Source organism: Streptomyces sp. NPDC088706, from assembly GCF_044752765.1.
In the GTDB taxonomy this organism is placed as follows: domain Bacteria; phylum Actinomycetota; class Actinomycetes; order Streptomycetales; family Streptomycetaceae; genus Streptomyces.
On record NZ_JBIVLW010000003.1, the window covers coordinates 375,024 to 401,580 of the forward strand.

The following is a 26,557-nucleotide window of genomic DNA, read 5'->3' on the forward strand; positions in this document are numbered from 1 at the left end:
TGGTGTGCCGGGCCCCGTTCTGCGTTCCGCCTGCTCACGCGCCCGGCGTGACCAGCAGCACCTTGCCGATGTGGGAGCTGGACTCAAGCACCCGGTGCGCCTGAGCGGCGTCCGCCATGGGCACCGTACGGTCGACGACGGGCCGGACCACCCCGTCGGCGATCAGCGGCCACACATGCTCGCGTACGGCGGCGATGATGGCGGTCTTCTCGTCGAGCGGGCGGCCCCGCAGGGAGGTCGCGGTGACGGCGGCCCGCTTGGTCAGCAGGGCGCCGAGGTTCAGCTCGCCCTTCACGCCGCCCTGGAGGCCGATGATCGCCAGGCGGCCGTTGACGGCGAGCGCCTGCACGTTCCGGTCCAGGTACTTGGCGCCGACGATGTCCAGGATGACGTCCGCCCCCGCGCCGTCGGTCGCCTTCGCCAGCTCCGCCACGAAGTCCTGCTCGCGGTAGTCGATGAGGATGTCGGCGCCGAGCGCGGCGCACTCGGCGAGCTTCTGCGGGCTGCCCGCTGTGACCGCCACCCGGGCGCCGACCGCCTTCGCCAGCTGGATCGCCATCGTGCCGATACCGCTGGACCCGCCGTGGACCAGCAGCGTCTCGCCGGGGCGGAGGTGGGCGACCATGAAGACGTTGGACCAGACGGTCGCGGTCACCTCGGGCAGCGCGGCCGCCACCGTCAGATCCACGCCGTCCGGTACGGGCAGGAGCTGGCCCGCCGGTACGGCGACCTTCTCCGCGTAACCGCCACCCGACAGCAGCGCGCACACCGCGTCGCCGACCGCCCAGCCGCTCACCCCCGGGCCGAGCGCCGCGATACGGCCCGCGCACTCCAGACCGGGGTAGGGGGACGAGCCGGGCGGCGGCTCGTAGAAGCCCTGGCGCTGGAGGACATCGGCGCGGTTGACGGCGCTGGAGACGACCTCGACGAGGACCTCGCCGTCGCCGGGTACGGGATCGGGTACTTCGGCCCAGACGAGTGCCTCGGGGCCACCGGGTTCGGGGATCGTGATCGCATGCATGGCCGCGAGGCTACTCCCGCCGTCGGCCGGACGCGCTCCTCGCACGGCCGGCCGCGCGGCTCACCGGGTCAGGGGCGGTGGTGCGGCAGGTGAGGCAGGGAGGGGCCCGAAGGACCGGAGCCGGTCGGCGGCGTGGCGCGCACGATGGTGATGACCCGGTCCGTCAGCTGCAACGGGCTGGCCGCCGGATCGTCGTAACCGAGCAGCCGGTGCCCGCGCAGCACACTCACGACCAGGTCGTCGGTCTCCCGGACGCTCTTGCCCACCTCGGCCTTTATCACCGGCCGTTCGACGAGGTCGAGGCCGCTGCCCTGCTGGATCAGGTCCTCCATCACCGTGCCCGCGCTGGGGCTGAGGACGGAGAGGCCGAGCAGCCGTCCGGCGGCGCCACTGCTGGTGATCACCGCGTCGGCACCGGACTGCCGCAGCAGCGGCGCGTTCTCCTCCTCGCGGACCGCCGCCACGATCTTCGCCCCGCGGTTCAGCTGACGCGCGGTCAGCGCGACCAGCACGGCGGTGTCGTCCCGCTGGGTGGCGATGATGATCTGACGTGCCTTCTGGAGCTCGGCCCGCAGCAGCACATCGCTGCGCGTGGCGTCACCGAGCACGCCGGTGAAGCCTTCGGCGTTGGCCGCCTCGATCACCTTGGAGGCCGGATCGACGATGACGATCTGCTCCTTCGGCAGACCGGTGGCGCAGAGGGTCTGGATCGCCGAACGGCCCTTGGTGCCGAAGCCGACGACGACGGTGTGGTCACGCAAGTTGGATCTCCAACGCTTCAGCCGGAAGTCCTCGCGGGTCCGTTCCGTGAGGACTTCGAGAGTGGTGCCGACCAGGATGATCAGGAACATCACGCGCAGCGGTGTCACGAGCACCACGTTGATCAGCCGGGCGCCGTCGCTGTACGGGGTGATGTCGCCGTACCCGGTGGTGGACAGGGTGACCGTCGCGTAGTAGACCGCGTCCAGCAGGTCGACCTTGCCGTCGGCGTTGTCGTTGTAGCCCGCGCGGTCGAGCCAGACGATCAGCACCGTCGCGGCCAGCACGAGCAGCGCCATCAGCAGCCGCTTGCCGACCTGCCGGGCCGGACCGTCGACGACCCGCCGGGGGAGCATCACCCGCGTCGGCACGACATGTTCGTCGGCGCGCCTGGCCATCGCGTCGTGGCCGGGAAGTTTCACGTGAAACACCCTTCCGTCCACGGCGTCGCCGGGGCCCATGGGAGATCGATAATCTCCACCTCGGTGCCGGACCGTACCCCGCCGGGGGGTACGACGGCCAGTCCGTCCGCCACGGCGATCCCGCGCAGCATGGCGGGACCGTTGTACCGCAGGGGCGCCACGTGGTCCCGGCCGCCCGCCGGCCCCGCGCGGTGGACCACGGGGACGAGGCGGGTGTCGTGCGGATGTCCGGGCACATCGGCGTGGACGAGCGCCCGGTAGGCGTCCTGGGCCGGGCGGCCCGCGAGCCCCGCGAGCAGCGGTTCGGCGATGGTCAGGAGCCCCGATACGGCGGCGAGCGGGTTGCCGGGCAGCCCGACCAGGTACGGCCCGTCCGGGGAGAGCCGGGCCAGCAGCATCGGGTGGCCGGGGCGGACGGCGACGCCGTCCACCAGCAGTTCGGCGCCGAGGGCGGCCAGGACCGGGTGCACATGGTCGACCGGGCCCGCCGCGGTCCCGCCGGTGGTGACGATCACATCGGCGTCGCAGGAGGCGAGGGCCTCGCGCAGCGCCTCGGCGTCGTCCCCGAGGCGGCTGGGGCCGGACACCTCGGCGCCCAGGGCCCGCAGCCAGGGGCCGAGCATGGGGCCGAAGGCGTCGCGGATGAGGCCGTCGTGCGGGAGGCCCGCGGCGAGGAGTTCGTCTCCGAGGACGAGGACGTCGACCCGGGGCCGGGCGACGGCGGGCAGGGCGTCGTACCCGGCGGCGGCGGCCAGCCCGAGCACCGCCGGGGTGACCACCATCCCGGCGGGTACCAGCTGGTCGCCCGAGCGGCACTCCTGGCCCCGGGGGCGGATGTCCTGCCCGGTGACGACGGGCCGCCGGGTGGAGAGCAGCCGCCTGGCCTCGTCGACCTGGGCGTGCTCGCTGCGGATGACCGAGGTGGTGTCGGCGGGGGTACGGGCTCCGGTGGCGATGCGTACGGCGGTGCCGTCGGGCAGGGCGGGGGCGGGGCCGGCACTCGATCCGGTGCCGGCCAGCAGTCCCGCGCCCTCCTCGAAGGTCCAGGGGCCCGGTCCGGCGACGGCCCAGCCGTCCATGGCCGAGGTGTCGAAGGGCGGCAGGTCGGTGAGCGCGGCGAGCGGCTCGGCCAGTACCTGTCCCAGGGCGTGGTCCAGCGACAGCCGGACCACGGCGCGCGGCCCGCCCCGCCCGGCCCGCGCGGCGACGACCCGCGCCCGGTCCCAGGGGAGGTCGGGCGCGGGGGAGGGCGGCGTGGGAGTGGGCGGCGCGGGGGTGGGGGTGCCGGACGTCGCGTACGGGGGGAGGGGCGGGTACGAGGAAGGCCGCGGGTCGTCCGACGCGTCGGTGGGCCCGCCGGGCTCCTGGTCACACGGCACGTGATCGCTCGCCTGGTCGTTCACCGGATGACGCACCTGATGACGGCCGCCGACCAGTGCCAGGGCCTGCTCGACGGCCAGCTCCTCGGCCGCGGCACGCGCCAAGGCCCTGTCGGGGCCGGTCGGGGCGCTGCCCGTCATGGCGTTGCGTCCGGTCGGAGCGCCGCCCGCCATGCCGTTGCGTCCGGTCGGAGCGCCGCCCGCCATGCCGTTGCGTCCGGTCGGAGCGCCGCCCGCCATGCCGTTGCGTCCGGTCGGAGCGCCGCCCGCCATGCCGTTGCGTCCGGTCGGGGCGCCGCCCGTCATGGCGTTCCGGCCCCGTCGCCGCTCGCCTCCGCCCCGCTCCCCTCCTCCGCGGCCTCGGCCTCCCAGCGCAGGGCGAGCGCGGTGGCCTTGCGGGCGGCTTCGGCGACCGCCGCCGCGGCTTCCTCCGGCCCGGCGCCGGCGCTCGCCCGGGCGGCCGCGTACCCCACCAGGAAGGTCGTGAGCGGGGCGGCGGGCCGCGCGACCCCGTGCGCGGCGTCGCGGGCGAGGTCGAGCAGGACATCGGTGTCGACGTCGAGGTCGATTCCCAGTTCGTTCTTGACCGAGGTGATCCATTCGTCCAGCACGGCCCCATGCTCCCTGATCCGGGCCCGGGCGGTGGCGATGTCGTCCCAAGTGTCGCAGTCGAACGCGGCATGCGGCCCGGCGTCGACCCGGGCGAGGTCCAGTTCCCCGGTCAACAGCCTGAGCGGCAGCCCGGCGAGGCCGCCGTGCTCGGTGGCGAGCAGGGCCAGCTCCCGGCGGAGCGGCTCCGCGCGGTAGACGGCGACGAGCGGCTGGTCGCGGCCGTCGGGGTCGGTGCAGAGCGCGCCCTCCCGGCCGTCCTCACCGGCGGCGGCGAGCAAGGCGTCGACCGTGGCCGGCCCCAGGAACGGAAGGTCGGCGGAGAGGACGAGCACCCGCTCCGCCGCCGTCAGCCGCACCCCCGCGCCGAGCGCGGCCAACGGGCCGCCCCCCTCAGGGACTTCGCGCGTCCAGGTCACCGGCCGGGAGGTGGGCCTGCGGCCGCCCACCACGACGGTGGCCGCCGCGCCGTCGCAGGCCGCCAGGACCCGGTCGAGCAGCGCGCGGCCGCCGACCCGCACGGCCGGCTTGTCGGCGCCGCCGAGCCGCTTGGCGGCCCCGCCGGCCAGCACGATCACGTCGTAGGCGGTCATACGTCGAGTATGGGCGGCGCCTGTGTCCGACGTCCCCTCCGGGGTGGCCACAGGCCAGGTCCGGAGGGGACGTCCGCCCGACGCCGGGCTCCGCGGGGCGACCGGAGGCCCTACAGGGTGCGCAGCAGCACCGCCGGCTGCTCCACGCAGTCGGCCACGTACCGGAGGAAGCCCCCGGCCGTTCCGCCGTCGCACACCCGGTGGTCGAAGGTGAGCGAGAGCTGGACGACCTGACGTACGGCCAGCTCACCGTTGTGCACCCAGGGCTTGGGCATGATCCGGCCGACGCCGAGCATCGCCGCTTCGGGGTGGTTGATGATCGGCGTCGAACCGTCGACCCCGAACACCCCGTAGTTGTTCAGCGTGAACGTGCCTCCGGTGAGCTGGGCCGGGCTGAGCTTCCCCGTCCGCGCCAGCTCGGTCAGCCGGGCGATCTCGGCCCCGACCGACTCGGCGTTGCGGGTGTGCGCGTCCCGGACGACCGGGACGACGAGGCCCCGCTCCGTCTGCGCCGCGAACCCGAGGTGCACGCCGGGCAGGCGCACGATCTCCCGCGCGGCCGTGTCGACGGTGGAGTTGAGCTCGGGATACCGGTTCAGCGCCGCCGTGCAGATCCGCGCCAGCAGCGCCAGGACCGACACCTTGGGCCCGCCGGAGGGGCCCGAGGCGGCGTTCATCGCGGCCCTGGCGGCCATCAGCTCGGTGGCGTCCGCGTCGACCCAGCAGGTGGCGTCCGGGATCTCGCTCCGGCTGCGCGACAGCTTGTCGGCCACCGCTCCACGCACCCCGCGCAGCGGAATCCGCTCGGCGACCGACGCGGCCGTGCCTCCCCGGGCCGTGGGAGCCTGCGCCGCGATCGGCTCGGCTGCCGTACGGGGCTCCGCCTCCGTGGCCTCCCCGGCCCGCCGGATCGCGGAGTCGACGTCGACACGCAGGATGAGCCCGTCGGGCCCCGATCCCGTCAGCCGCCGCAGATCGATCTCGTGCTGCCGGGCCAGCCGCCGTACGAGTGGCGAGACCACGGCCACGGGCCCCTGCCGACCGTTGACTTCGCCGGACGGGACCGGCGCGGGACCGGCTGCGGGAGCCGCGGCGTCCACGGGGGCGGGAATGGCCGCGGGAAGCGCGGCGGCCACGGGGGCGGAGCCGGCCGCGGGAACTGCCGGGGCGCCGTTCCGCTCCGGCCGGATACGCCGGCGCCTGGCTGCCGGCGCGCCGGTCCCGTACCCCACGAGCACGTTCCCGGACCCGGAGGGCTCGGCGGCGGCAGATCCGTCGTCCCCCTGCGAGGCGGCCTCCACCGCCCCCACCGCCACCGTCAGCAGCGGAGCGCCGACCGGGAGTTCGGAACCCTCCTCGCCGAACCGGGCGGTCACCACGCCCCCGTAGGGGCAGGGCACCTCCACCATCGCCTTGGCCGTCTCGACCTCGACGACCGGCTGGTCGATGGCGACGACATCGCCGACCTCCACCAGCCAGCGCACGATCTCCGCCTCGGTCAGCCCCTCACCGAGGTCCGGCAGCTTGAATTCGAGGACCTGGGCCATCAGCTGTCCGCCTCCCACTGCAACCGCGCCACCGCGTCGAGCACCCGGTCCACTCCCGGCAGATGGTGCCGCTCCAGCATGGGCGGCGGGTAAGGGATGTCGAACCCGGCCACCCGCAGCACCGGGGCCTCCAGGTGGTGGAAGCACCGCTCGGTGATCCGGGCCGCGATCTCACCGCCGGGGCCCCCGAAACCGGGGGACTCGTGGACGACGACCGCACGGCCGGTGCGCCGCACCGAGGCCGCGACCGTCTCGTCGTCGAACGGCACCAAGGAGCGCAGGTCCACGACTTCGAGGTCCCAGCCCTCCGCGACGGCCGCCTCGGCGGCCTCCATGCAGACCGGAAGGGAGGGCCCGTACGTGATCAGCGTGGCGCTGCGCCCGGGGCGCCGGACCACGGCCCTGCCGACCGGCTCGACCGCGGCCGGGGCCTCGGGCGACCAGTCGGCCTTGGACCAGTAGAGCCGCTTGGGCTCCAGGAAGACCACCGGGTCGTCCGAGGCGATGGAGGCGCGCAGCAGCCCGTACGCGTCCTCCACCGTGGCCGGCGTGACGACGTGCAGACCCGGGGTGGCCATGTAGTACGCCTCGGAGGAGTCGCTGTGGTGCTCCACCCCGCCGATCCCGCCGCCGTAGGGCACGCGCACGGTGATGGGGAGCGGCATGGCTCCCCCGGTGCGGTTGCGCATCTTGGCGACATGGCTCATCAGCTGCTCGAACGCCGGATAGGCGAACGCGTCGAACTGCATCTCCACCACGGGCCGCAGCCCGTACATCGCCATGCCGACGGCCGCCCCGAGAATGCCCGCCTCGGCCAGCGGGGTGTCGGTGCACCGCTCGTCGCCGAACTCCTTCGCCAGCCCGTCGGTGATCCGGAAGACCCCGCCCAGGGTGCCGACGTCCTCGCCGAGCACGTGCACGGTCGGGTCCTCGGCCATCGCGTCGCGCAGGGCCCGCCCGAGGGCCTGCGCCATGGTGGCGGGTTTCGCCTTCGCGGGGCGTCCGCCGGTCTTCGTCGCCGCGGTGGTCATCGTCTTGCCTCCGCGCTGTGCTCGTGGTCCTGCTCGGCGTCCAGCTCGGCGCGCAGGGCGGCGGCCTGCTCCTGGAGCTGGCTGGTCTGCTGCGCGTACACGTGGGTGAAGAGGTCCATCGGCGCGAGCACCGGATCGGCGTTCATCCGGTCGCGCAGCGCGGCCGCCATGCGTTCGGCGGCCTCCTTCGCCCGCTCGATGCCCTCGTCGTCGAGCAGCCCGCGGCCGGTCAGCTCGCGCTCCAGCAGCCGCAGCGGGTCGTGCGCCCGCCAGGCCTCGACCTCGCTGTCGACCCGGTAGCGGGTGGCGTCGTCGGCGTTGGTGTGGGCCTCCATGCGGTAGGTGACGGCCTCGACCAGCGTCGGGCCCTCGCCCCTGCGAGCCCGGGCCACGGCCTCGCTCAGCACCTGGTGCACGGCGGCGGCGTCGTTGCCGTCGACCAGCCGGCCCGGCATCCCGTACCCCACGGCCTTGTGGGCGAGGGAGGGGGCGGCGGTCTGTTTGGCCAGCGGGACGGAGATCGCGAAGCCGTTGTTCTGGACGAGGAAGACGACGGGCGCCTTCCAGACGGCCGCGAAGTTCAGCGCCTCGTGGAAGTCGCCCTCGCTGGTGCCGCCGTCGCCGACCATGGCCAGCGCGACCACGTCGTCGCCCTTGAGCCGAGCGGCGTGCGCCAGGCCCACCGCGTGCGGCAGCTGGGTGGCGAGCGGGGTGCAGAGCGGGGCGATGCGGTGCTCACGCGGGTCGTAACCGGTGTGCCGGTCGCCGCGCAGCAGGGTCAGCGCCTCGACCGGGTCGAGTCCGCGCGCCACGGCCGCGAGCGTGTCCCGGTAGCTGGGGAAGAGCCAGTCCCGGTCCTCCAGCACCAGGGCCGCGGCGATCTCGCACGCCTCCTGGCCGGTGCTCGACGGGTAGACCGCCAGACGGCCCTGCTTGGTCAGCGCGGTGGCCTGCGTGTTGTACCGGCGCCCGCGGACCAGCTCGGCGTGGAGCCGCAGCAGCAGCTCGGGGTCCACATCGGCGACCGCGTCCGTACCGAGCACCCGGTAGGGCTCCGGGTCCGGGAGCAGCGGGGCGGGGTCGGTGATCGGCTTCCAGGCCGGGGGCGGCGTGGGCCGGTAGGCGGCCGCGCCGGGCAGCTCTTGGACCGTCATGGGAAGCCCTCCAGGCATCGATGGAGATCGAGAATTCGAGGGTGTCGAAATATGTCGGGGTGGCGGGACATGTCGCGTAGGTGTCGCGCAGCCGGCGAGGCACGGGTGTGGTGCGCCTCACCAACCGATTGTTCGGTCGCGGGCGCATTTTGGCTACAGGCACCTTCAGCCTGTGGACAAACGGTTCTCCACAGCCTGGGATAGAGGCAGGTCGTCCACAACAGGGAGGCGCGGGCAGATGGCAGCTGAACAAATGGCCGACCGGGGCGAGGGCCCCGGCCAGGTCCCGCCCGCGCGCCCCCTGGACGCCATCGACCGCGACATCCTGCGCATCCTCCAGACGGACGGCCGCGCCTCGATACGGTCGGTGGCCGAGCGGGTCCATGTCTCGCGCGCCAACGCCTACGCCCGGATCAACCGGCTGGTCGAGGACGGTGTGATCCGCGGCTTCGGCGCGCGGGTCGACCACGAGCGGGCCGGGCAGGGCGCGTCTGCGTACATCACGCTCAAGATCGTGCAGAACTCCTGGCGCACCGTGCGCGAGCAGCTCCAGGCGCTCCCCGGTGCCACGCACATCGCGCTGGTCAGCGGGGACTTCGACGTCCTGCTGCTGGTGCACACGCCGGACAACCGGGCGCTGCGCGAACTGGTCCTCACCCGGATCCAGTCCATCCCCGAGGTGCTGTCGACGCGCACGCTGCTGGTCTTCGAGGAGACGGACCTAGGTCCCCGCCCGGACCGCCCGGCGGAACTGGCCTGAACGCGCCCCGGCGTCGGCCGGGCCGGGCGCCCGGCGCGCGCGGGCTCAGCGGCCGGTCGCCCGCATCCCCTCGAAGGCGAGCTGGACGACCGTGTCGGCGAGCTGCTCCTCCCCCGGGAAGCCGCCCGGCTGCGGCCGGTACCACTCGACCAGCGAGTTGACCATGCCGAACAGCAGCCGGGTGGCCAGCCGTATGTCCACATCGGCCCGGAGATCGCCGTCGGCGACCGCGGCCTTCAGCAGCTCGGCCACCCGGTGGTCGAACTCGCGCCGCCGCTCCAGTGCCCAGCGCTCGGTCTTGGTGTTGCCGCGCACCCGCAACAGCAGCGTGACGTAGGGGACCTCGGCCATCAGCACCTCGACGGTCCGGCGCGTGACGTACTCGACCCGCTCGATCGCGCGCCCGCGCACCGCCCCCGGCTCGTCGAGGACGGCGAACAGCCCGTCGAGCGCCCGGCTCACGGCCCGGCGCAGCAGCTCTTCCTTGCCCGCCACATGGTGGTAGATGGAGGACTTGGAGATGCCCGCCGCCCTGGAGAGATGCTCCATGGAGGTGCCGTCGTAACCGCGCTCGTTGAAGACCCGAACAGCGACGGTGAGCAGAGTCTCCGGGGTGTACGTGTCCCGCTTGGCCGTGGTCATGTCCGCGATCCTCCCCCATGAGTTGTCCACAGGTTCCCTGGGGCCCCTTGTCCCGACCGATCGTTCGGTTACTCTAACTCCGTCCGTACGTCCCCGCCCGGCTCGATGAGGAGTTGGTCCGCCATGGCCGCCGCGCTCACCCCCCAGCAGCTGTCCGAGACCCACCGGCCCACGCTCGACCAGGCCCTCGACACGATCGGTACCCGCGCGTACTGGTCACCGCACCCCGAGCACCCGAAGGCCTACGGCGAGGGCGGCGCTCCGGGCAGTCTCGGGGCGGCTGAGGGCAAAGCCGCGTTCGACGCGGTGCTGAACACCCGGCTCGACCTGGACCAGCCGGGCACCGACGGCTGGACGGGCGGGGAGACCTCGCCGTACGGCCCGGAGCTCGGCGTCGAGTATCCGCACGCCGATGTGGACGTCCTGCTCCCGGCGATGCGGGCCGGCACCGGCGCCTGGCGGGCGGCGGGTCCCGAGACCCGGGCCCTGGTCTGTCTGGAGATCCTGGCGCGGATCAGCGCCCGCACCCACGAGCTGGCCCACGCCGTGATGCACACCAGTGGTCAAGCCTTCATGATGGCGTTCCAGGCGGGCGGCCCGCACGCGCAGGACCGCGGTCTGGAAGCCGTCGCGTACGCCTATCAGGAGCAGGTCCGCACACCGGAGACCGCGGACTGGTCCAAGCCGCAGGGCAAGCGCGATCCACTCAAGCTGACCAAGTCGTTCACCACGACCGGCCGCGGGATCTCGCTCCTCATCGGCTGCAACACCTTCCCCACGTGGAACGGCTACCCGGGCCTGTTCGCCTCGCTCGCCACGGGCAACCCGGTGCTGGTGAAGCCGCACCCCAGGGCCGTGCTGCCGCTGGCGCTCACCGTGCGGATCGCCCGTGAGGTGCTGGCCGACGCGGGCTTCGACCCCAACCTGGTCGCGCTCGCCGCCGAGCGGCCCGGCGAGGGCATCGCCAAGACCCTCGCGGTCCGCCCCGAGATCCGGATCATCGACTACACCGGCTCCACCGCCTTCGGCGACTGGCTGGAGGCCAACGCCCGCCAGGCGCAGGTCTACACGGAGAAGGCCGGCGTCAACACGATCGTCGTCGACTCCACCGACGACTACCGGGGCATGCTCGGCAACCTGGCGTTCTCGCTCTCGCTCTACAGCGGCCAGATGTGCACCACCCCGCAGAACCTGCTGATCCCCCGCGACGGCATCACCACCGACGACGGCGCCAAGTCCTACGACGACGTGGTCGCCGACATCGCGGCGGCCGTCACCGGCCTCCTCGGCGACGACGCCCGCGCGGCGGCCCTGCTCGGCGCCCTGGTCAACCCGGACGTCAAGGCGCGGGTGGAGGGGGCCGGTGAGCTGGGTGAGGTCGCCCTGCCCTCGCGTGCGGTCGCCAGCGCCGACTTCCCTGACGCCGTCGTCGTGACGCCGGTCGTGGTCAAGCTCGACGGGACCAAGACCGACGAGGACGCGGCCTACCTCTCGGAGTGCTTCGGCCCGGTCTCCTTCGCCGTGGCGGTCGAGTCGACGCCCGCCGCCGTGGAGCTGCTCCGCCGCACGATCCGCGAGAAGGGCGCGATGACGGTCGGCGCCTACACCACCTCCGCCGAGGTGGAGCGGGCGATCGAGGACGTCTGCCTGGACGAGTCGGCCCAGCTCTCGCTGAACCTGACCGGCGGGGTCTACGTCAACCAGACGGCCGCGTTCTCCGACTTCCACGGCTCGGGCGGCAACCCGGCGGCCAACGCGGCCCTGTGCGACGCGGCCTTCGTCGCCAACCGCTTCCGTGTGGTGGAGGTGCGCCGCCAGGCCTAGGGGGTGTCCCGGGGATCGGGGACATCGGCGTACCGCTGCACCCAGGCGTGCATCGCGATCGCCGCCGCGGCCCCCGCGTTGATGGACCGGGTCGAGCCGAACTGCGCGATCGAGCACACCATCGAGGCGTGTTCGCGCGCCTCCTCGGTCAGGCCCGGCCCCTCCTGCCCGAACAGCAGCACACACCGGCGCGGCAGCTCGGTCCGCTCCAGCGGTACGGCGCCGGGGAGGTTGTCGATCCCGATGATCGGCAGCCCCTGGGCCGCGGCCCACGCGGTCAGGTCCGCCGTGTCCGGGTGGTGGCGCACATGCTGGTAGCGGTCGGTGACCATCGCGCCGCGCCGGTTCCAGCGCCGCCGGCCCACGATGTGGATCTCCTTCGCCAGGAAGGCGTTGGCGGTCCGGACGACCGAGCCGATGTTGAAGTCGTGGCCCCAGTTCTCCACGGCCACGTGGAAGTCGTGCCGCCGCAGGTCGAGGTCGGCCACGATCGCCTCCCGCGTCCAGTAGCGGTAGGCGTCACCGACGTTGCGCCGGTCGCCGTGGGCCAGCAGCTCGGGGTCGTACCGCTCGCCCTCGGGCCACGGCAGCGGGTGCGGCCCGACGCCGATCACCTGCCCGTAGCCGTCGTCGTACTGGAGGGGCTCGGCCGGGACGGGGTCCACGGGCGGGGGCTCCGGTGCCGAGGGGTCCACGGGCGCGGGCTCTGGGGTACTGCCGGCCGTGCCGGTCTCGCTGCTCACCCGACGAGCGTATGGCCCCCGCCGGCACCGTGCGGCGGGGCCTCCCCCGGACCGCCGCGGCCTCCGCCCCCCGGTCCGGCCGCGTCGGCCACCGGCCGTGCGCCGGGAACCTCCGCGGCGCCCGGCGCCTCCCGCCCCTTCCGGGACCGGGCGGACAGGGGCAGCCTTGCGAGCAGCCGCCGCCGGCCCAGCGCGGCCCGGCCGCCCAGCCAGACGAGGAAGACCGTCGGCAGGAACACCGCGTCCGCCGCGATCATCGCCATCGAGAAGAAGGGCAGTCCGAGCAGCAGCGCGATCCCGGCGTGCTCGCCGATCATGATGACCAGCAGGACGTTCTTGAGCCGCCGGTTGAACAGGGTGAACGGGAACGCGACCTGGACGATGACCGTCGCGTACGTCAGCACCATCACCATCACCCCGCTGGAGGCGAGCACGTCCGAGAGGGCGGGCCACGGGGCGAAGTAGTCGAGCTTGAGCGGGTAGTACAGCGCGGTGCCGTCCTGCCAGCGCGAGCCCTGGATCTTGTACCAGCCGGCGGTCGCGTAGATCAGGCAGACCTCCACCATGATCACGACGAGCGTGGCGTTGTGGGCGAGGTTGGCCAGCACGTCCAGCAGGGCGCGTTGCTGCCCGTGCGGGGCGTAGCGGTTCGCGGCCCACCAGGCGGCGGCGGAGAGCCAGAGGATCCACAGCAGGACCGGGAACCACCAGGTCCCGCCGAGGCCTTCCATCACGGTGGCGGTCAGCAGGGCCGGGCCGAGGACCGCCCAGAGCAGCGGCCCCACGACGTCCCGCCGGGGCGGCAGGCCGAGCGTGCCGCGCTCCGCGTCGCGGGCGGAGCGCCGGGCGTCCAGCGACCAGACCTGGGCGCAGCGCGTCAGCACGAGGTAGATCGCCATCAGGTGGATGACGTTGTCGCCACCGTCGCCCATGAAGACGCTGCGGTTCTGCACGGAGAGCACGCCGACCATGAAGAGGACCGACGTGACGCGGGTGCGCCACCCCAGGAGGAGGCCGGCGGCCGACAGCACGGTCAGCGCGTACACCACCTCGAACCAGAGGGCGCTGTCCGACCACAGGAGGACGGAGAAGGCGTCGTTGCCCGCCGTGAGCTGCCGGGCCAGGTCCCAGTGCCACGGGCTGTCGGGGCCGTACAGCTCGTGGCGGTGCGGCAGCTCGCGCAGCAGGAAGAACAGGTAGGTGGCGGCGAAGCCGATCCGGATGACGGCGCTCTGGTACGGGCCGAGGGCGGAGGCGGTGATGCGCTGGAGGGCGCGGGCCAGAGCCGTTCCTGCGGCGGCGATCCGGTCCGGCGCGCCGGGCTCCGGGACGGGCGCGGGCCGGTCGGCCGGTGGTGCGGGGGGCGGGGTGGCGGTCACTGCTCACCCTCCTCGCCGCGCGCCGCGTCACGCGGTGCGGGCAGATCGTCGGCGGTCACGTTCCACCAGGGCAGTACGCGGTAGCTGGGCCGGGTGCCGGCCTTCTCGGTGGACCAGGAGGGCGGGGCGATCAGCCTGGTGGCCGACCTGATCTGGATCCGTTCGACCGCGCCGCCCAGCTCGACCCCGTCCAGCCGCAGCATGGCGATGCGCCGGACGTAGCGCTCGGAGAGGTCGCCGCGCGGGCCGTTGGGCCGGTTCCGGTCGTCGTGCGAGTTCACGTAGAAGTCCCAGCCCCTGCGGAGCTCGTTCTGGTTCACATGGCTGGGCAGGAGGTTGCCGCGTATCGCGTCGGCGTCCGCGTCGGTGAGGCTGATCCAGTCGGTGGTGCGGCGCCCGTCCGCCCCGGCCACCTCGGCCCGGACGTGGACGGCGACGTTCTGCTGGAGCGGGTTGGGCGCGAAGAGCTTCCAGTTCTGCTCGAACTCCGGGTAGATCCACTCGTCGACCGACTTGCCGTGCTGCTTGGTCAGCGTGTTGGACGGGGCGACGTGCAGGAAGACCATCGACACCTGTGCGCAGGCCAGCAGCCCGATGAGGGAGAGGGCCAGCGCGGCGACGACCTGGTGGCCGAATGACAGCCCGGCTATGCCCACGCCGGGCCCGGGACGAGCCGGAACGGTTTCCGGAGCCTCCGGTTCCGCAGGTCCGTGGCTGACGGCCCGGCGCCGGACGCCCTCGTGCACGCTGCCGGAATCCCCGCCACCGGAGCTCCCGCCGTGGTCCGCATCCATCCCGCCCCGCTCACCGTCGATCACCACTCAGTTATCCACAGGGTTGACACCCTACGGGCCTCCGACCGACCATTGAAGTCAATGAACCGAACGATCGGTCGGTAGGGAGTCCGGGATGGCGGCAGTGACTGCGGGCCAGACGACGCAGAGCACCTCAGGCACGGCGAAAGCGGCAGGTCAGGTCGCAGGCACGGCCTCGGACGCGGTGGACGAGGCCCGCCTCGCGGTCTTCGACGCGACCGTGGCCGCCGACGACCGCATCGAGCCGCGCGACTGGATGCCCGAGGCCTATCGCGCCACACTGGTCCGCCAGATGGCCCAGCACGCCCACTCGGAGATCATCGGCATGCAGCCCGAGGCCAACTGGATCACCCGCGCGCCCTCGCTGCGCCGCAAGGCGATCCTGATGGCCAAGGTGCAGGACGAGGCCGGACACGGCCTGTATCTCTACAGCGCGGCCGAGACGCTGGGCACCAGCCGCGAGGAGCTGCTCGACAAGCTCCACGCCGGGCGCCAGCGCTATTCGTCGATCTTCAACTACCCCACCCTGACCTGGGCCGACGTCGGCGCGATCGGCTGGCTGGTGGACGGCGCGGCGATCACCAACCAGGTGCCGCTCTGCCGCTGCTCCTACGGCCCCTACGCCCGTGCGATGGTCCGCATCTGCAAGGAGGAGTCCTTCCACCAGCGCCAGGGGTACGAGTTGCTGCTCGCCCTCAGCCGCGGCACCGAGGCCCAGCACGCGATGGCCCAGGACGCGGTGGACCGCTGGTGGTGGCCGTCCCTGATGATGTTCGGCCCGCCCGACGACGCGTCGGCCCACTCCGAGCAGTCGATGGCCTGGAAGATCAAGCGGCACTCCAACGACGAGCTGCGGCAGCGCTTCGTGGACATCTGCGTGCCCCAGGCCGAGGCGCTGGGCCTCACCCTGCCGGACCCCGACATCCGGTGGAACGAGGAGCGCGGCCAGCACGACTTCGGCGCGATCGACTGGACGGAGTTCCAGGAGGTCCTCAAGGGCAACGGCCCGTGCAACGAACAGCGCATCACCCAGCGGCGCAGGGCCCACGAGGAGGGCGCCTGGGTCCGGGACGCGGCCGCAGCGTACGCCGCCAAGCACACCACCCCATCCACCCGGACCGCACAGCACGTGGAGGAGACGGCATGAGCAGCTCGACCGACTGGCCACTGTGGGAGGTGTTCGTGCGCTCGCGGCGCGGGCTGTCCCACACCCACGCGGGCAGCCTCCACGCACCTGACGCCGAGATGGCCCTGCGCAACGCGCGCGACCTCTACACCCGCCGCTCCGAGGGCGTCTCGATCTGGGTCGTCCCGTCCACGGAGATCACCGCCTCCTCCCCCGACGAGAAGGACTCGTTCTTCGAGCCGGCCGGCGACAAGCCCTACCGCCACCCGACCTTCTACGAGATCCCGGACGGGGTGAAGCACCTGTGAGCGCGGCCCTCGCCCTCGGCGACGACGCGCTGGTGCTCTCGCACCGGCTGGGGGAGTGGGCGGGCCACGCCCCCGTCCTGGAGGAGGAGGTGGCCCTCGCCAACATCGCCCTGGACCTGCTCGGCCAGGCGCGGGTGCTGCTCTCGCTCGTCGGTGACGAGGACGAGCTGGCCTATCTCCGCGAGGAGCGGTCCTTCCGCAACCTCCAGCTGGTCGAGCAGCCCAACGGGGACTTCGCCCACACCATCGCCCGGCAGCTCTACTTCTCGGTCTACCAGCACCTGTTGTACGAGCGGTTGGCGGCCGGGGGTGGCGAGTTCGCCGACCTCGCGGCGAAGGCCGTCAAGGAGGTCGCCTACCACCGCGACCACGCCGAGCAGTGGATCATGCGGCTCGGCGACGGCACCGCCGAGAGCCATGAGCGGACGCAGCGGGGCCTGCAGGCGCTCTGGCGCTTCACCGGCGAGATGTTCCAGCCGGTGGAAGGAGTGGACGCCGCGGGCTCAGGCGTCGACTGGCAGGAGCTGGAGCGCAGCTGGCTCTCCGCCGTCACCGACACCGTGCAGCGGGCCACGCTGACGCTCCCGACCGGGCCGCGGACCGGGGCCTGGGCGGCGGGCGCGGGGCGGCAGGGCCTGCACACCGAGCCGTTCGGCCGGATGCTCGCCGAGATGCAGCACCTGCACCGCAGCCACCCGGGGGCGTCATGGTGACCGACACCCCGCTGGAGGCGGAGCTGCGCACCCTCGCAGGTTCCGTCCCGGACCCCGAGCTCCCGGTGCTGACCCTGGCCGAGCTCGGCGTCCTGCGGGGCGTGGATGTGGAGGGCCCGGGCCGGGTGACCGTGCGGCTCACCCCCACGTACACCGGCTGCCCGGCGATCGAGGCCATGTCCGCCGACATCGAGCGGGTGCTGCACGAGAGGGGCGTGCCGGAGGTCTCCGTGGTGACGGTGCTCGCACCGGCGTGGTCGACCGACGACATCAGCGCCGAAGGGCGCCGCAAGCTGGCCGAGTTCGGCATAGCGCCTCCGCGCGCCCACAGCGCCGACGGCTCTCCGGTGCCGCTGACGCTCTCGGTGCGCTGCCCGCACTGCGGCTCCACGGAGACGGAGCTGCTCAGCCGGTTCTCCTCCACGGCGTGCAAGGCCCTGCGCCGCTGCGTCGCCTGCCGTGAACCGTTCGACCACTTCAAGGAGTTGTAGATGTTCCATCCGCTCCGGGTCAGCGCGATCGAACGGATCACGGACGATGCGGTGGCCGTGACCTTCGCCGTGCCGGCCGAGCTGCGCGAGACCTTCCGCCACACCCCGGGCCAGCACCTGAACGTGCGCTTCAGCGTGGACGGCAAGGAGATCCGCCGTTCGTACTCGATCTGCGCACCGGCCACCGAGCAGCCCGCCGAACCGGTGGTGCGGGTCGGCATCCGCGGGGTCGAGGGCGGGGCGTTCTCCACCTACGCCCTGCAGAAGCTGTCCGTCGGGGACCAGGTGGAGGCCATGCCTCCGATGGGCCGCTTCGTCCTGAGGCCCCGTCCGGGTCTCTTCGCGGCGGTGGTCGGCGGAAGCGGGATCACGCCGGTGCTGTCGATGGCGGCAACCCTCCTGGCCCAGGAGGAGAAGGCCCGGTTCTGCCTGATCCGCAGCGACCGTACGGCGGCCTCCACGATGTTCCTGGACGAGGTGGCCGACCTCAAGGACCGCTATCCGGACCGCTTCCAGCTGATCACCGCGCTCTCCCGGGAGGAGCAGTCGGCCGGGCTCCCCTCCGGTCGGCTGGACACCGAGCGGCTCACCTCGCTGCTGCCGGCGGTGCTTCCGGTGGCGGCGGTGGACGGCTGGTTCCTGTGCGGACCGCTGGGCCTCGTACGGGGGACGGAGAAGGCCCTGCGCGCGCTGGGCGTCGACCGGACCCGGATCCACCAGGAGATCTTCCACGTCGACGACGGCCCGTCGGACGTCACGGTGGTCAAGGTCACCGCCCCCTCCGACTCCACACTGACGGCCACCCTGCACGGGCGGTCGGGCAGCTGGCCCGTGAAGGACGCGGAGTCGCTGCTGGAGACGGTGTTGCGCAGCCGCTCGGACGCTCCGTACGCCTGCAAGGGCGGGGTGTGCGGGACCTGCCGGGCGTTCCTCGTCTCGGGAGAGGTCCGAATGGAGCGGAACTTCGCTCTGGAGCCGGAGGAGACGGAAGCGGGTTTCGTGCTGGCCTGCCAGTCGCATCCGCTCACCCCGGAGGTGGAGCTGGACTTCGACCGCTGACGCTGTTTCCTCCCCGTAGAACCTGTTCCCTTCTCCTAGAACCTGTTCTATCTTGACGGGCCGTCAGGTACCGCCAACGGGAGGTTGGAACAGTGGACTTCACCTTCACCGAGGAACAGCAGGCGGCCGTGGAAGCGGCCCGGGCGGTCTTCTCCGGCGTCGTCCCCGACCGTGTGCCCAGCCCCTCGCTGAGCCCGGGTGCCGTGGCCGAGGACATCGACCGCCGACTGTGGGGAGAGCTGGCGAGCTCTGACCTGCTCGGCCTCACAGTCTCCGAGGAGTACGGGGGCGCCGGGCTCGACCCGGTGGCGCTCTGCCTGGTCCTGCGCGAGGCGGCCAAGGTCCTGGCCAGGGTTCCGCTGCTGGAGAGCTGCGCGGTGGCGATGGCCGTCGAGCGGTACGGCGAGCGCGCCCTCGCGGCGGAGCTGCTGCCCCGGGCCGCCCGGGGCGAGCTGGTCCTGACCGCCGGGGCGAACGGGCGCACCGGCCACGATCCGGCCGAACGCGCCGTCACCGCACGGCCAGAGGGAGAGGCCGGGGACACCGCGCCTGCGGGCTGGGTGCTCGACGGCGTGCAGTCGGCGGTCCCCTGGGCCCAGGCGGCCGACCGGATAGCCGTCCCCGCTCACACCGCCGAGGGCCGGCCCGTCCTCGCCGTGGTGGACCCCACCAGCGACGGCGTCACCCTGGCGGACCAGGTCTCCACCAGCGGCGAGCGCCTGGCGGAGGTCCGGCTCGACGGCGTACGTGTCGACGCCCGCGAACTGATCGACGCGCCCGGTGCCTGGGACTGGCTGCGGGTCATGCTCACCACGGGGACCTGCGCGCTGGCCCTCGGGCTGGGTGAGCGGGTGCTCGCCATGACCGCCGCGTACACCGGCAAGCGTGAGCAGTTCGGGTTTCCCGTCGCCACGTTCCAGGCGGTGGCGGTGCAGGCCGCCGACCGGTACATCGACCTGCGGGCGATGGAGGTGACGCTCTGGCAGGCCGCCTGGCGGATCTCCACCGACGCCGAGGGGGCGCTGCCCGCCACGGTGACATCGCCGTGGCGAAGATCTGGGCCTCCGACGGGGTGCGCCGCATCGTGCAGACCGCTCAGCACCTGCACGGCGGCTTCGGCGCGGACACCGACTACCCGCTGCACCGCTATCACGCCTGGGCCAAGCAGATCGAGCTCTCCCTCGGCCCGGCGGCGGCCCACGAGGAGGCGCTGGGCGACCTGCTGGCCGCCCACCCCCTGGGCTGACGCGGTTCAGGAGCCCGCGAGCGCGGGCGTCAGAGGACGAAGGCCGAGGCCCCGTTGTCCGTGACCATGGGGCGCCCGGCCCCGTCCCAGGCGAGCATGCCGCCGTCGATGTTCACGGCATCGATCCCCTGCTGCACCAGGTACTGCGTGACCTGGGCGGACCGCCCGCCGACCCGGCACATCACATGGACGCGCCGACCGTCCTCGGCGGCCTCCGTCAGCTCACCGAACCGGCCCACGAAGTCGCTCATCGGAATGTGCAGCGCACCTTCGACATGACCGGCCGCCCACTCGTCGTTCTCGCGGACGTCCAGGACCAGGCCGTCCGACGGCACCTCCGCGACATCCACCGAGGGCAGCGGGGCGAAATTCATGGGTCATGCCTTCTCTCGTACGTACGCGGCAGAGTCACCGGGAACGCTACTGCACCATCTCCGCGAGCTCCGCCTCCCGCCGGGACACCTCGCCCAGCAGTTGGTCCCCGATGTCCTCCAGCAGCTGGTCCGGGTCGTCCGGGGCCATCCGCAGCATCGAGCCGATCGCGCTGTCCTCCAGCTCCTTGGCGAGCAGCGTGAGCAGCTCCTTACGCCGGCTGAGCCACTCCAGCCGGGCGTAGAGCTCCTCGCTCTCGCCGAGCGGGGTGAGCGGCCGGGCCGGTCCCGCCGCCCACTCCGCCGCCAGCTCCTTGAGCAACTCGACGTCACCGCGCCCGTAGGCGGCGTTCACGCGGGTGATGAACTCGTCCCTGCGCTCCCGCTCCGGCTCGTCCTGGGCCAGGTCGGGGTGGGCCCTGCGGGCCAGCTCCCGGTAGAGCTTGCGGGCCTCCTCGCTCGGCCTGACCCGCTTCGGCGGCCGCACCGGCTGCTCGGTGAGCATGGCCGACGCATCGGGGGAGAGCCCGTCGGAGTCCATCCAGTCGTGGAAGAGCTCGTCGACGCCGGGCATCGGCATGACGATGTCCCGCGCCTCCTTGGCCTTGCGCAGGTCCTCGGGGTCACCGCTCTTCGCGGCCCGCGCCTCGGCGATCTGCGCGTCCAGCTCGTCGAGGCGCGCGTACATCGGGCCGAGCTTCTGGTGGTGCAGCCGGGAGAAGTTCTCGACCTCCACCCGGAAGGTCTCCACCGCGATCTCGAACTCGATCAGCGCCAGCTCGGCCGCCTGCACGGCTCTGGCCAACCGCGCCTCGGGGCGCGGCGCGGCGTCCTGCGGGTCACCGGCCGCCCCGGCCGGGGCGCCCTGCGTCTCCGGCGTCGGCCGCGGCTCGGCGGGCCGGTCGTCGTCCTGCCGGTCTTCATCGTTCCGGGTGGGAGGCCCCCCGGCGGCTTCGTGGGTCACCCGTCCAGCGTATGGCCACGGCCGCGCGGCCCGAACCGCACGGCCCCGGCGGTGGGCCACACGAGCCGCGGACCGCACACCCCGAACCGCACGCCCCGTGGACCGCACACCCCGGACCGCGCCCCCCGTGGACCGCACACCCCGGACCGCGCCCCCCGTGGACCGCACACCCCGGACCGCACCGGCCCCGGACCGCACGCCCCGTGGACCGCACGCCCCGTGGACAGCGCACTCCAGGCCGCACAGCCATGGCCCCGAGACCGCCACGGCAGGCGCCCGGGTCCACGGCCCCCTCATACGCCTCGCTCGGCCGCCACCCGGCCCGCCTTGATCGCCCGCTCCAGCTCCGCGTGGTCCGCCTCCGTACGGTCGGCGTAGGTCACCGCGAAGTCGGCGATCGCCGCGTCGAGCTCCTCGTTCTTGCCGCAGTAACCCGCGAGCAGCCGGGGATCGGCGCTGTGGGAGTGTGCGCGGGCCAGCAGCGCGCCGGTCATCCGGCCGTAGTCGTCGACCTGCTCGACGGTGAGCGCGGCGGGATCGACGCTGCCCTTGCGGTTCCTGAACTGGCGTACCTGGTACGGCCTGCCGTCCACATCCGTCCAGCCGAGCAGGATGTCGCTGACGACCTGCATCCGCTTCTGGCCGAGCACCACCCGGCGGCCCTCGTGCCCCTCCGCGGGCGCGTCGAAGCCGACGGCCGGCAGATGGGGGGCCAGCGCGGACGGCCGCGCCTCCTTCACCTGGAGGACCAGCGGCTCCCCGCGGTGGTCGAGCAGCAGCACCACGTACGAGCGGGTCCCGACGCTGCCGGTGCCGACCACCCGGAACGCCACGTCGTGGATCGCGTACCGCGCCAGCAGCGGCACCCGGTCCTCGGAAACCGTCGAGAGATAGCCGCCCAGCCCGGCCGCCACCGCCGCGGCCTCCGCGTCCGGCACCCGGCGCAGCACCGGCAGGGCGTCGACGAAGCGCCGGCCCCCGTCGAGGCAGTCCTCCGTGGACCGGGCGGCGAAGCGGGCGCTGGTGTTCCTGCGGGCCTTCTCCGAGACCTTCTCCAGGGTACCGACCAGATCGCGGGCGTCCGTGTGCGAGACGAGTTCCTCGTCCGCGATGGCGTTCCAGGCGTCGAGCGCGGGCAGCCGCGCCAGGAGCCGCATCGTGCGCCGGTAGGCGCCGACGGTGTCGAAGGCGCCCTTGCGGCAGGTGTCCTCGTCCGCCCCGGCGATCCGGCCCGCCAGGACCAGCGAGGTGGCGAGCCGCTTGAGGTCCCACTCCCAGGGGCCGAAGACGGTCTCGTCGAAGTCGTTCAGATCGATGACCAGGTTGCCCCGGGCATCGCCGTAGAGACCGAAGTTGGCCGCGTGGGCGTCACCGCAGAGCTGAGCCCCCACGCCGGTGACCGGGGTACCCATCAGGTCGTGGGCCATCAGCCCGGCCGAGCCGCGCAGGAAGGCGAAGGGCGAGGCGGCCATCCGCCCCACCCGGATCGGCGCCAGCCCCGGCACCCGGCCGAGGTTGGAATCCTCGACGGCCCGCACCGCGTCGGGCCGGTCCGACGGCAGGACCAGCTCCCTGTGCGCGGAGCGCGGAACCCGGGCGCGGAGCGCCTTGCCCGCCGCTCGCGGTGAACCCGCCTCGCCGCGCCGGGCGAACCCGGGCACCACCGGAATACGGGCATCCGCCCCCAGACCCCGCTGTCCCACGGGGGCATGCGCCCCGAGGGCCCGCTGTTCCGCCGGGGCATCCGCCCCCAAGGCCGTCCGTTCCTCCGGGGCATCCACCCCCAGACCCCGCCGTTCCGGTGCCGCGCCCTCACCGCCGGCCTCGCCGAGACCCGCGCCGCCGCCCACGTCCATGCCTTCGATGACGCCCATGGAGCGTCGCCTCCCCCACCCTCGTCAGCTCTCCGACCGAGCACGACCGTACCGCCGTTCCTCCGCGGCCGCCCGCCCCTGTGGACAACTCCGGAGCAGCTCTCGGCAGCCCCACCGACGGCTCCCGCGTCCGTCAGCAACCGGCAGCGGCTCTCAGCAGCCGGTCCCCGGCTCGGGTTCCGCGAGGTACGTGTCCGCCCACTGCCCGAGCTCCTTGAAGATCCCCATGACCACGCTTCTGCACCTCGACTCCGCCGTCCTCCCCCAGGGCTCCGCCTCCCGCGACGTCACCACCGCGTTCGCCCAGGCCTGGCTCGACCAGAACCCGGACGGGGCCGTCGTCCACCGCCACCTCGCCGCCGATCCCGTACCCCACCTGGACGCGGCCGCGGTGGTGGCGGGCGCCGGCGACCCGCTGCGCCGGGAGCTGCCCGAGGAGCCGGCGGCGGCGGACGCCGGCGGCTCGTAAGCCCCGGGCACCCCGCGCGAGGACTTCGAATTTGTCCAGAATTACTTGGAGAAGCTGCTCACGAGCATGTTCTCCGCCGAGGTGGACTTCATCGTCCCGGAGCTGACCCTCGCCCACACCCAGCCGTCGATGGCCGACCTGATCCCGCTCGCGGAGGCAACCGGTCGTTTCACGTGAAACGAAGCACAGCCTCCGGTCAGATCCGCCCGCCGGTGGTCGCGCCGGCCCCGGCAGGCTCGTCCGCCCCGGCAGGCTCGTCGGCGCCTTCCCCCTCGGCCTGGTCCCGCGTACCGCGACCGGCCCCACCACTCCGGGAACCGCCACTGTTCCGGCCGGCCGCCGCCGACCCACGGGCCGCCTCCGCCGCCGCGGCGATCTCCCGGGCCTCCCGCTCCGCCTGCTCCGCCTTCTCGCGCGCCTGGGCCGCGAGGTCCACCCGGCCCTCCGGCTTGATGTGGGCGATGACACCGGGGTGGGCGATCGAGGGGAGGAGGTGGCGCCACATCTCGGCCACCTGCTCGCGCAGATCGGCGCGTCCGGAGTCGGCTTCCGATATCAGCTGGATACCGGTGAACGAAGCCACGATGACCTTGGCCGACACCATCGGATCGACATGGGGCAGCACCTCGCCCCGCTCCTTGCCCAGCTCCAGCATCCGGGCCGTCGCGTCGATCCAGTCGCCCCACGGGTGAGGTCCGCCCAGGAAGACACCTTCGATGGAGAGGCGGGTCCCGGCACGCGCCATCGCGTTGTGGCGCAGGGCGTAGGCGAACTGCTGGCCGCCGTCCACCAGCGACTGGAGCGGCGATCCCTCCTGGGCGAACTCGACCGTGGAGGTCTGCTCGTCCATGATCGCCTGGGCGATGGCCTCCTTGGACGCGAAGTGGAAGTACAACGCGCCCTTGGTCACCTTGGCCCGGCGGAGGATCTCCGAGATGGCGGCGCGCTCGTAGCCGTAGTCGTCGAAGACACTCGCCGCGGCATCCACGATCGACCGCCACGTCTGCACCGCGCGAGCCTGCTTCGCCATTCCTGCCTCCGGGTCGTTCTGTGCGCTCAGCCCTTCACTGCCGAGCAGCCGTCGATCCAGCCTCTGCGGTCAGCGTATGCATGCGTGCCGCCTCACCGACCATCGGTCTGTCCGGAAACCGCTCCAGAAACCGCACCGGAGCGCCCACCTCCCGCCTCCGGTCCCGGGCTCCGACGGGCCATACCGACCGCGCTGGCTGTTTACCCCGCCGCCCCGTCACCGACACAGCCGACGGGACAAGAAGGAACAGGACGGAACACGAAGAACCCCCGCTCCGGATCTCTCCGAAGCGGGGGTTCTCTCGAATCACCTGCAACAGTCGCAAGCAACTGCCGTCGTGCGCGAGGGGGGATTTGAACCCCCACGTCCCTAAGGACACTGGCACCTGAAGCCAGCGCGTCTGCCGTTCCGCCACTCGCGCAAAAGTGGTACTTCCGGGCTCTCTCACCGTGTGGTGCGAGCGCCTGGCGACATCCGGAAGATTAGCACGCTGAACAGGGTGGGATCACATCCGTTGTTTCGCCGATCCCAGGACGGGAAACGGGAACGCGGAGCCGACGCCCCCACTCCTCCAGAGAGCACCGCGTGTGCGGGACACTGTGAGGAGGCCACCTCTACGATCCGTGTGAGGGGTGACACTCATCCACAGGGCAGAGAAGGGGAACCAGCCGATTTCCCGACGCGTGGATACGATCAGTAAGCAGTACAGGGACGATGACACCGGAGGAGGTGCCCCATGGGGGTCATGAAGCGTTTCGAGCAGCGCCTTGAGGGGCTGGTCAACGGCACCTTCGCCAAGGTCTTCAAGTCCGAGGTGCAGCCGGTCGAGATCGCGGGCGCACTCCAGCGGGAGTGCGACAACAACGCGACGATCTGGAACCGCGAGCGGACCGTCGTCCCCAACGACTTCATCGTCGAGCTCAGCACCCCCGACTACGAGCGGCTCAGCCCGTACTCGGGGCAGCTGGGCGACGAGCTGTCCGGCCTGGTGCGCGACTACGCCAAGCAGCAGCGCTACACCTTCATGGGGCCGATCAAGGTCCACCTGGAGAAGGCCGACGACCTCGACACGGGTCTCTACCGGGTACGCAGCCGCACCCTGGCGTCGAGTTCGTCACAGATGAACGAGCCCGGTCCGCCCCAGCGGCCCGCTCCCGGGCGCCCCTCCGCTCCGCAGGCCCGCGGCGGCTACGGCTACCCGCCGGCCGCCGCTCCGCCGATGCCCGCGGCCCCGCCGCCGGGCGGCGGACGGCCCGCGGCCCCCACCGCCGACCGGCGCCCGCCGACCGGGCCCGGCGCACTGCCGGACGCCCAGGTGCGGCGCTGGATCGAGATCAACGGCACCCGCCATCAGATTTCCCGCCCGACGTTGGTGATGGGACGATCCACCGACGCCGACGTGCGGATCGACGACCCCGGCGTATCGCGCCGGCACTGTGAGATCCGGACCGGAACGCCCTCGACGATCCAGGATCTCGGGTCCACCAACGGCATCGTGGTGGACGGGCAGCACACCACCCGCGCTACGCTCCGCGACGGCTCGCGGATCGTCGTGGGCAGCACCACCATCGTTTACCGGCAAGCCGAAGGGTGAAGCGGGGGCAATGTCAGAGCTGACCCTGACGGTCATGCGGCTAGGTTTCCTGGCTGTTCTGTGGCTGTTCGTCATCGTGGCCGTCCAGGTCATTCGCAGCGACCTGTTCGGAACGCGCGTCACGCAGCGCGGCTCACGCCGCACTGCTGCCGAAGCGCGCCCGCAACAGGCCCGCCAACAACAACAAGCGGCGCCGCCCCAGCAGCGCCAGCAGCCCGGGCGCCAGCGCCGCGGGGCACCCACGAAGCTGGTCGTGTCCGAAGGCACCCTCACGGGCACCACGGTCGCGCTCCAGGGCCAGACCATCACCCTGGGCCGGGCCCACGACTCCACGATCGTGCTGGACGACGACTACGCGTCCAGCAGGCATGCCAGGATCTACCCGGACCGGGACGGCCAGTGGATCGTGGAGGATCTCGGGTCCACCAACGGCACGTATCTGGAACGGACCCGGCTCACCACCCCGACGCCCGTTCCGCTGGGCGCGCCGATCCGTATCGGCAAGACCGTCATCGAGCTGCGGAAGTAGTACGACAATGAGCGAGCGGAGCGAGCGAGCCGCGGCGGCCCGGACGACGGACGCTGCCCGGTTCCCGACCGGAGGGTGGGCAGTGTGGCTCGAGACAGGCTGTAC

At 72.8% G+C, this 26,557-nt stretch carries 24 protein-coding genes, 1 tRNA gene and 2 pseudogenes; 11 read left to right on the forward strand and 16 right to left on the reverse strand.

Translation table 11 applies throughout. The features are described 5' to 3' along the window. Positions 1-34: 34 nt before the first annotated feature. The 7 genes from ACIQAK_RS11160 to pdhA form a co-directional block, all read right to left on the reverse strand. Complete coding sequence (locus tag ACIQAK_RS11160) at positions 35-1,021, reverse strand: NAD(P)H-quinone oxidoreductase (protein ID WP_366388684.1); 987 nt, start codon at positions 1,019-1,021, stop codon at positions 35-37. Positions 1,022-1,089: 68 nt separating this feature from the next. After that, a complete protein-coding gene (locus ACIQAK_RS11165; RefSeq protein WP_366388683.1) occupies positions 1,090-2,241 on the reverse strand; it encodes a potassium channel family protein in 1,152 nt (383 codons plus the stop codon). Next, positions 2,199-3,722: a molybdopterin molybdotransferase MoeA gene (locus ACIQAK_RS11170; RefSeq protein WP_366388970.1), complete on the reverse strand. Its 1,524-nt coding sequence runs from the start codon at positions 3,720-3,722 to the stop codon at positions 2,199-2,201. Before ACIQAK_RS11170 ends, ACIQAK_RS11165 begins: the two co-directional genes overlap by 43 nt. Before the next feature lie 161 nt (positions 3,723-3,883). Further along, on the reverse strand, positions 3,884-4,783 hold the full coding sequence (locus ACIQAK_RS11175) for an NTP transferase domain-containing protein (RefSeq protein WP_366388682.1): 900 nt from the start codon (positions 4,781-4,783) through the stop codon (positions 3,884-3,886). A gap of 110 nt (positions 4,784-4,893) precedes the next feature. Continuing rightward, positions 4,894-6,330, reverse strand: coding sequence for a dihydrolipoamide acetyltransferase family protein (locus tag ACIQAK_RS11180; protein WP_366388681.1), 1,437 nt, complete (start codon positions 6,328-6,330; stop codon positions 4,894-4,896). Continuing rightward, complete coding sequence (locus tag ACIQAK_RS11185; RefSeq protein WP_366388680.1) at positions 6,330-7,361, reverse strand: alpha-ketoacid dehydrogenase subunit beta; 1,032 nt, start codon at positions 7,359-7,361, stop codon at positions 6,330-6,332. The genes ACIQAK_RS11180 and ACIQAK_RS11185 overlap by 1 nt, the downstream gene beginning before the upstream one ends. Beyond that, on the reverse strand, positions 7,358-8,515 hold the full coding sequence (pdhA, locus tag ACIQAK_RS11190; protein ID WP_366388679.1) for a pyruvate dehydrogenase (acetyl-transferring) E1 component subunit alpha: 1,158 nt from the start codon (positions 8,513-8,515) through the stop codon (positions 7,358-7,360). The genes ACIQAK_RS11185 and pdhA overlap by 4 nt, the downstream gene beginning before the upstream one ends. Before the next feature lie 238 nt (positions 8,516-8,753). Between pdhA and ACIQAK_RS11195 the strand changes: the two genes are divergently transcribed. After that, complete coding sequence (locus ACIQAK_RS11195; RefSeq protein WP_366388678.1) at positions 8,754-9,275, forward strand: Lrp/AsnC family transcriptional regulator; 522 nt, start codon at positions 8,754-8,756, stop codon at positions 9,273-9,275. A gap of 45 nt (positions 9,276-9,320) precedes the next feature. Here ACIQAK_RS11195 and ACIQAK_RS11200 read toward each other — a convergent pair whose 3' ends face one another. After that, positions 9,321-9,917: a TetR/AcrR family transcriptional regulator gene (locus ACIQAK_RS11200; protein ID WP_366388677.1), complete on the reverse strand. Its 597-nt coding sequence runs from the start codon at positions 9,915-9,917 to the stop codon at positions 9,321-9,323. Positions 9,918-10,040: 123 nt separating this feature from the next. On the opposite strand from ACIQAK_RS11200, the gene paaN reads away from it, so the two are divergent. Beyond that, positions 10,041-11,741 (forward strand): phenylacetic acid degradation protein PaaN, encoded by a 1,701-nt coding sequence (paaN, locus tag ACIQAK_RS11205; protein ID WP_366388676.1) that lies wholly within the window; start codon positions 10,041-10,043, stop codon positions 11,739-11,741. On the opposite strand, the gene ACIQAK_RS11210 is transcribed toward paaN, so the two are convergent. Genes ACIQAK_RS11210 through ACIQAK_RS11220 form a run of 3 tightly spaced genes read right to left on the reverse strand, consistent with a single transcriptional unit; the run spans position 11,738 to position 14,657 of the window. Then, on the reverse strand, positions 11,738-12,484 hold the full coding sequence (locus tag ACIQAK_RS11210; RefSeq protein WP_401847929.1) for a TrmH family RNA methyltransferase: 747 nt from the start codon (positions 12,482-12,484) through the stop codon (positions 11,738-11,740). The genes paaN and ACIQAK_RS11210 overlap by 4 nt on opposite strands. Next, positions 12,481-13,863 carry an HTTM domain-containing protein gene (locus ACIQAK_RS11215; RefSeq protein WP_366388675.1) on the reverse strand — a complete coding sequence of 461 codons (1,383 nt, stop codon included), beginning with the start codon at positions 13,861-13,863 and terminating at the stop codon, positions 12,481-12,483. The genes ACIQAK_RS11210 and ACIQAK_RS11215 overlap by 4 nt, the downstream gene beginning before the upstream one ends. Then, positions 13,860-14,657: a DUF5819 family protein gene (locus ACIQAK_RS11220; protein WP_366388968.1), complete on the reverse strand. Its 798-nt coding sequence runs from the start codon at positions 14,655-14,657 to the stop codon at positions 13,860-13,862. The genes ACIQAK_RS11215 and ACIQAK_RS11220 overlap by 4 nt, the downstream gene beginning before the upstream one ends. A gap of 115 nt (positions 14,658-14,772) precedes the next feature. Here ACIQAK_RS11220 and paaA point away from each other — a divergent pair, with 115 nt between their 5' ends. The 6 genes and pseudogenes from paaA (at position 14,773) to ACIQAK_RS11250 (ending at position 19,621) form a co-directional block, all read left to right on the forward strand. Next, positions 14,773-15,825: a 1,2-phenylacetyl-CoA epoxidase subunit PaaA gene (paaA, locus tag ACIQAK_RS11225; protein ID WP_366388674.1), complete on the forward strand. Its 1,053-nt coding sequence runs from the start codon at positions 14,773-14,775 to the stop codon at positions 15,823-15,825. Next, positions 15,822-16,112 (forward strand): 1,2-phenylacetyl-CoA epoxidase subunit PaaB, encoded by a 291-nt coding sequence (paaB, locus tag ACIQAK_RS11230; RefSeq protein ID WP_018513917.1) that lies wholly within the window; start codon positions 15,822-15,824, stop codon positions 16,110-16,112. The genes paaA and paaB overlap by 4 nt, the downstream gene beginning before the upstream one ends. Next, positions 16,109-16,825: a 1,2-phenylacetyl-CoA epoxidase subunit PaaC gene (paaC, locus tag ACIQAK_RS11235; RefSeq protein WP_366388673.1), complete on the forward strand. Its 717-nt coding sequence runs from the start codon at positions 16,109-16,111 to the stop codon at positions 16,823-16,825. The genes paaB and paaC overlap by 4 nt, the downstream gene beginning before the upstream one ends. Then, positions 16,819-17,316, forward strand: coding sequence for a 1,2-phenylacetyl-CoA epoxidase subunit PaaD (gene paaD / locus ACIQAK_RS11240; protein ID WP_366388672.1), 498 nt, complete (start codon positions 16,819-16,821; stop codon positions 17,314-17,316). The genes paaC and paaD overlap by 7 nt, the downstream gene beginning before the upstream one ends. Continuing rightward, positions 17,317-18,375, forward strand: a complete 1,059-nt coding sequence (locus tag ACIQAK_RS11245; protein ID WP_366388671.1) for a 2Fe-2S iron-sulfur cluster-binding protein — start codon at positions 17,317-17,319, stop codon at positions 18,373-18,375. A 92-nt stretch (positions 18,376-18,467) separates the two neighbouring features. After that, positions 18,468-19,621: pseudogene (locus ACIQAK_RS11250) on the forward strand (acyl-CoA dehydrogenase family protein). A gap of 29 nt (positions 19,622-19,650) precedes the next feature. On the opposite strand, the gene ACIQAK_RS11255 reads toward ACIQAK_RS11250, so the two are convergent. The 3 genes from ACIQAK_RS11255 to ACIQAK_RS11265 form a co-directional block, all read right to left on the reverse strand. Continuing rightward, entirely contained in the window at positions 19,651-19,995 is a 345-nt protein-coding gene (locus tag ACIQAK_RS11255; RefSeq protein WP_366388670.1) for a rhodanese-like domain-containing protein, read from the reverse strand. 46 nt (positions 19,996-20,041) lie between these two features. Beyond that, on the reverse strand, positions 20,042-20,956 hold the full coding sequence (locus ACIQAK_RS11260; RefSeq protein ID WP_366388669.1) for a J domain-containing protein: 915 nt from the start codon (positions 20,954-20,956) through the stop codon (positions 20,042-20,044). Between the two features lie 293 nt (positions 20,957-21,249). Beyond that, the gene (locus ACIQAK_RS11265; RefSeq protein ID WP_401847996.1) at positions 21,250-22,620 is read right to left on the reverse strand and encodes a DUF2252 domain-containing protein; all 1,371 of its coding nucleotides are present in this window, start codon (positions 22,618-22,620) and stop codon (positions 21,250-21,252) included. Between the two features lie 436 nt (positions 22,621-23,056). Here ACIQAK_RS11265 and ACIQAK_RS11270 point away from each other — a divergent pair. Beyond that, positions 23,057-23,461: pseudogene (locus ACIQAK_RS11270) on the forward strand (NAD(P)H-dependent oxidoreductase); the annotation flags it as partial. Between the two features lie 34 nt (positions 23,462-23,495). On the opposite strand, the gene ACIQAK_RS11275 reads toward ACIQAK_RS11270, so the two are convergent. Next, on the reverse strand, positions 23,496-24,329 hold the full coding sequence (locus ACIQAK_RS11275; RefSeq protein ID WP_366388667.1) for a ScbR family autoregulator-binding transcription factor: 834 nt from the start codon (positions 24,327-24,329) through the stop codon (positions 23,496-23,498). Positions 24,330-24,667: 338 nt separating this feature from the next. Continuing rightward, positions 24,668-24,750: transfer RNA gene (locus ACIQAK_RS11280), tRNA-Leu, on the reverse strand. Between the two features lie 315 nt (positions 24,751-25,065). Between ACIQAK_RS11280 and ACIQAK_RS11285 the strand changes: the two genes are divergently transcribed. Both ACIQAK_RS11285 and ACIQAK_RS11290 read left to right on the forward strand, forming a co-directional pair. Next, positions 25,066-25,923 carry a DUF3662 and FHA domain-containing protein gene (locus ACIQAK_RS11285; protein WP_366388666.1) on the forward strand — a complete coding sequence of 286 codons (858 nt, stop codon included), beginning with the start codon at positions 25,066-25,068 and terminating at the stop codon, positions 25,921-25,923. A gap of 10 nt (positions 25,924-25,933) precedes the next feature. After that, positions 25,934-26,452, forward strand: a complete 519-nt coding sequence (locus ACIQAK_RS11290) for an FHA domain-containing protein (RefSeq protein ID WP_366388665.1) — start codon at positions 25,934-25,936, stop codon at positions 26,450-26,452. Positions 26,453-26,557: the final 105 nt, after the last annotated feature.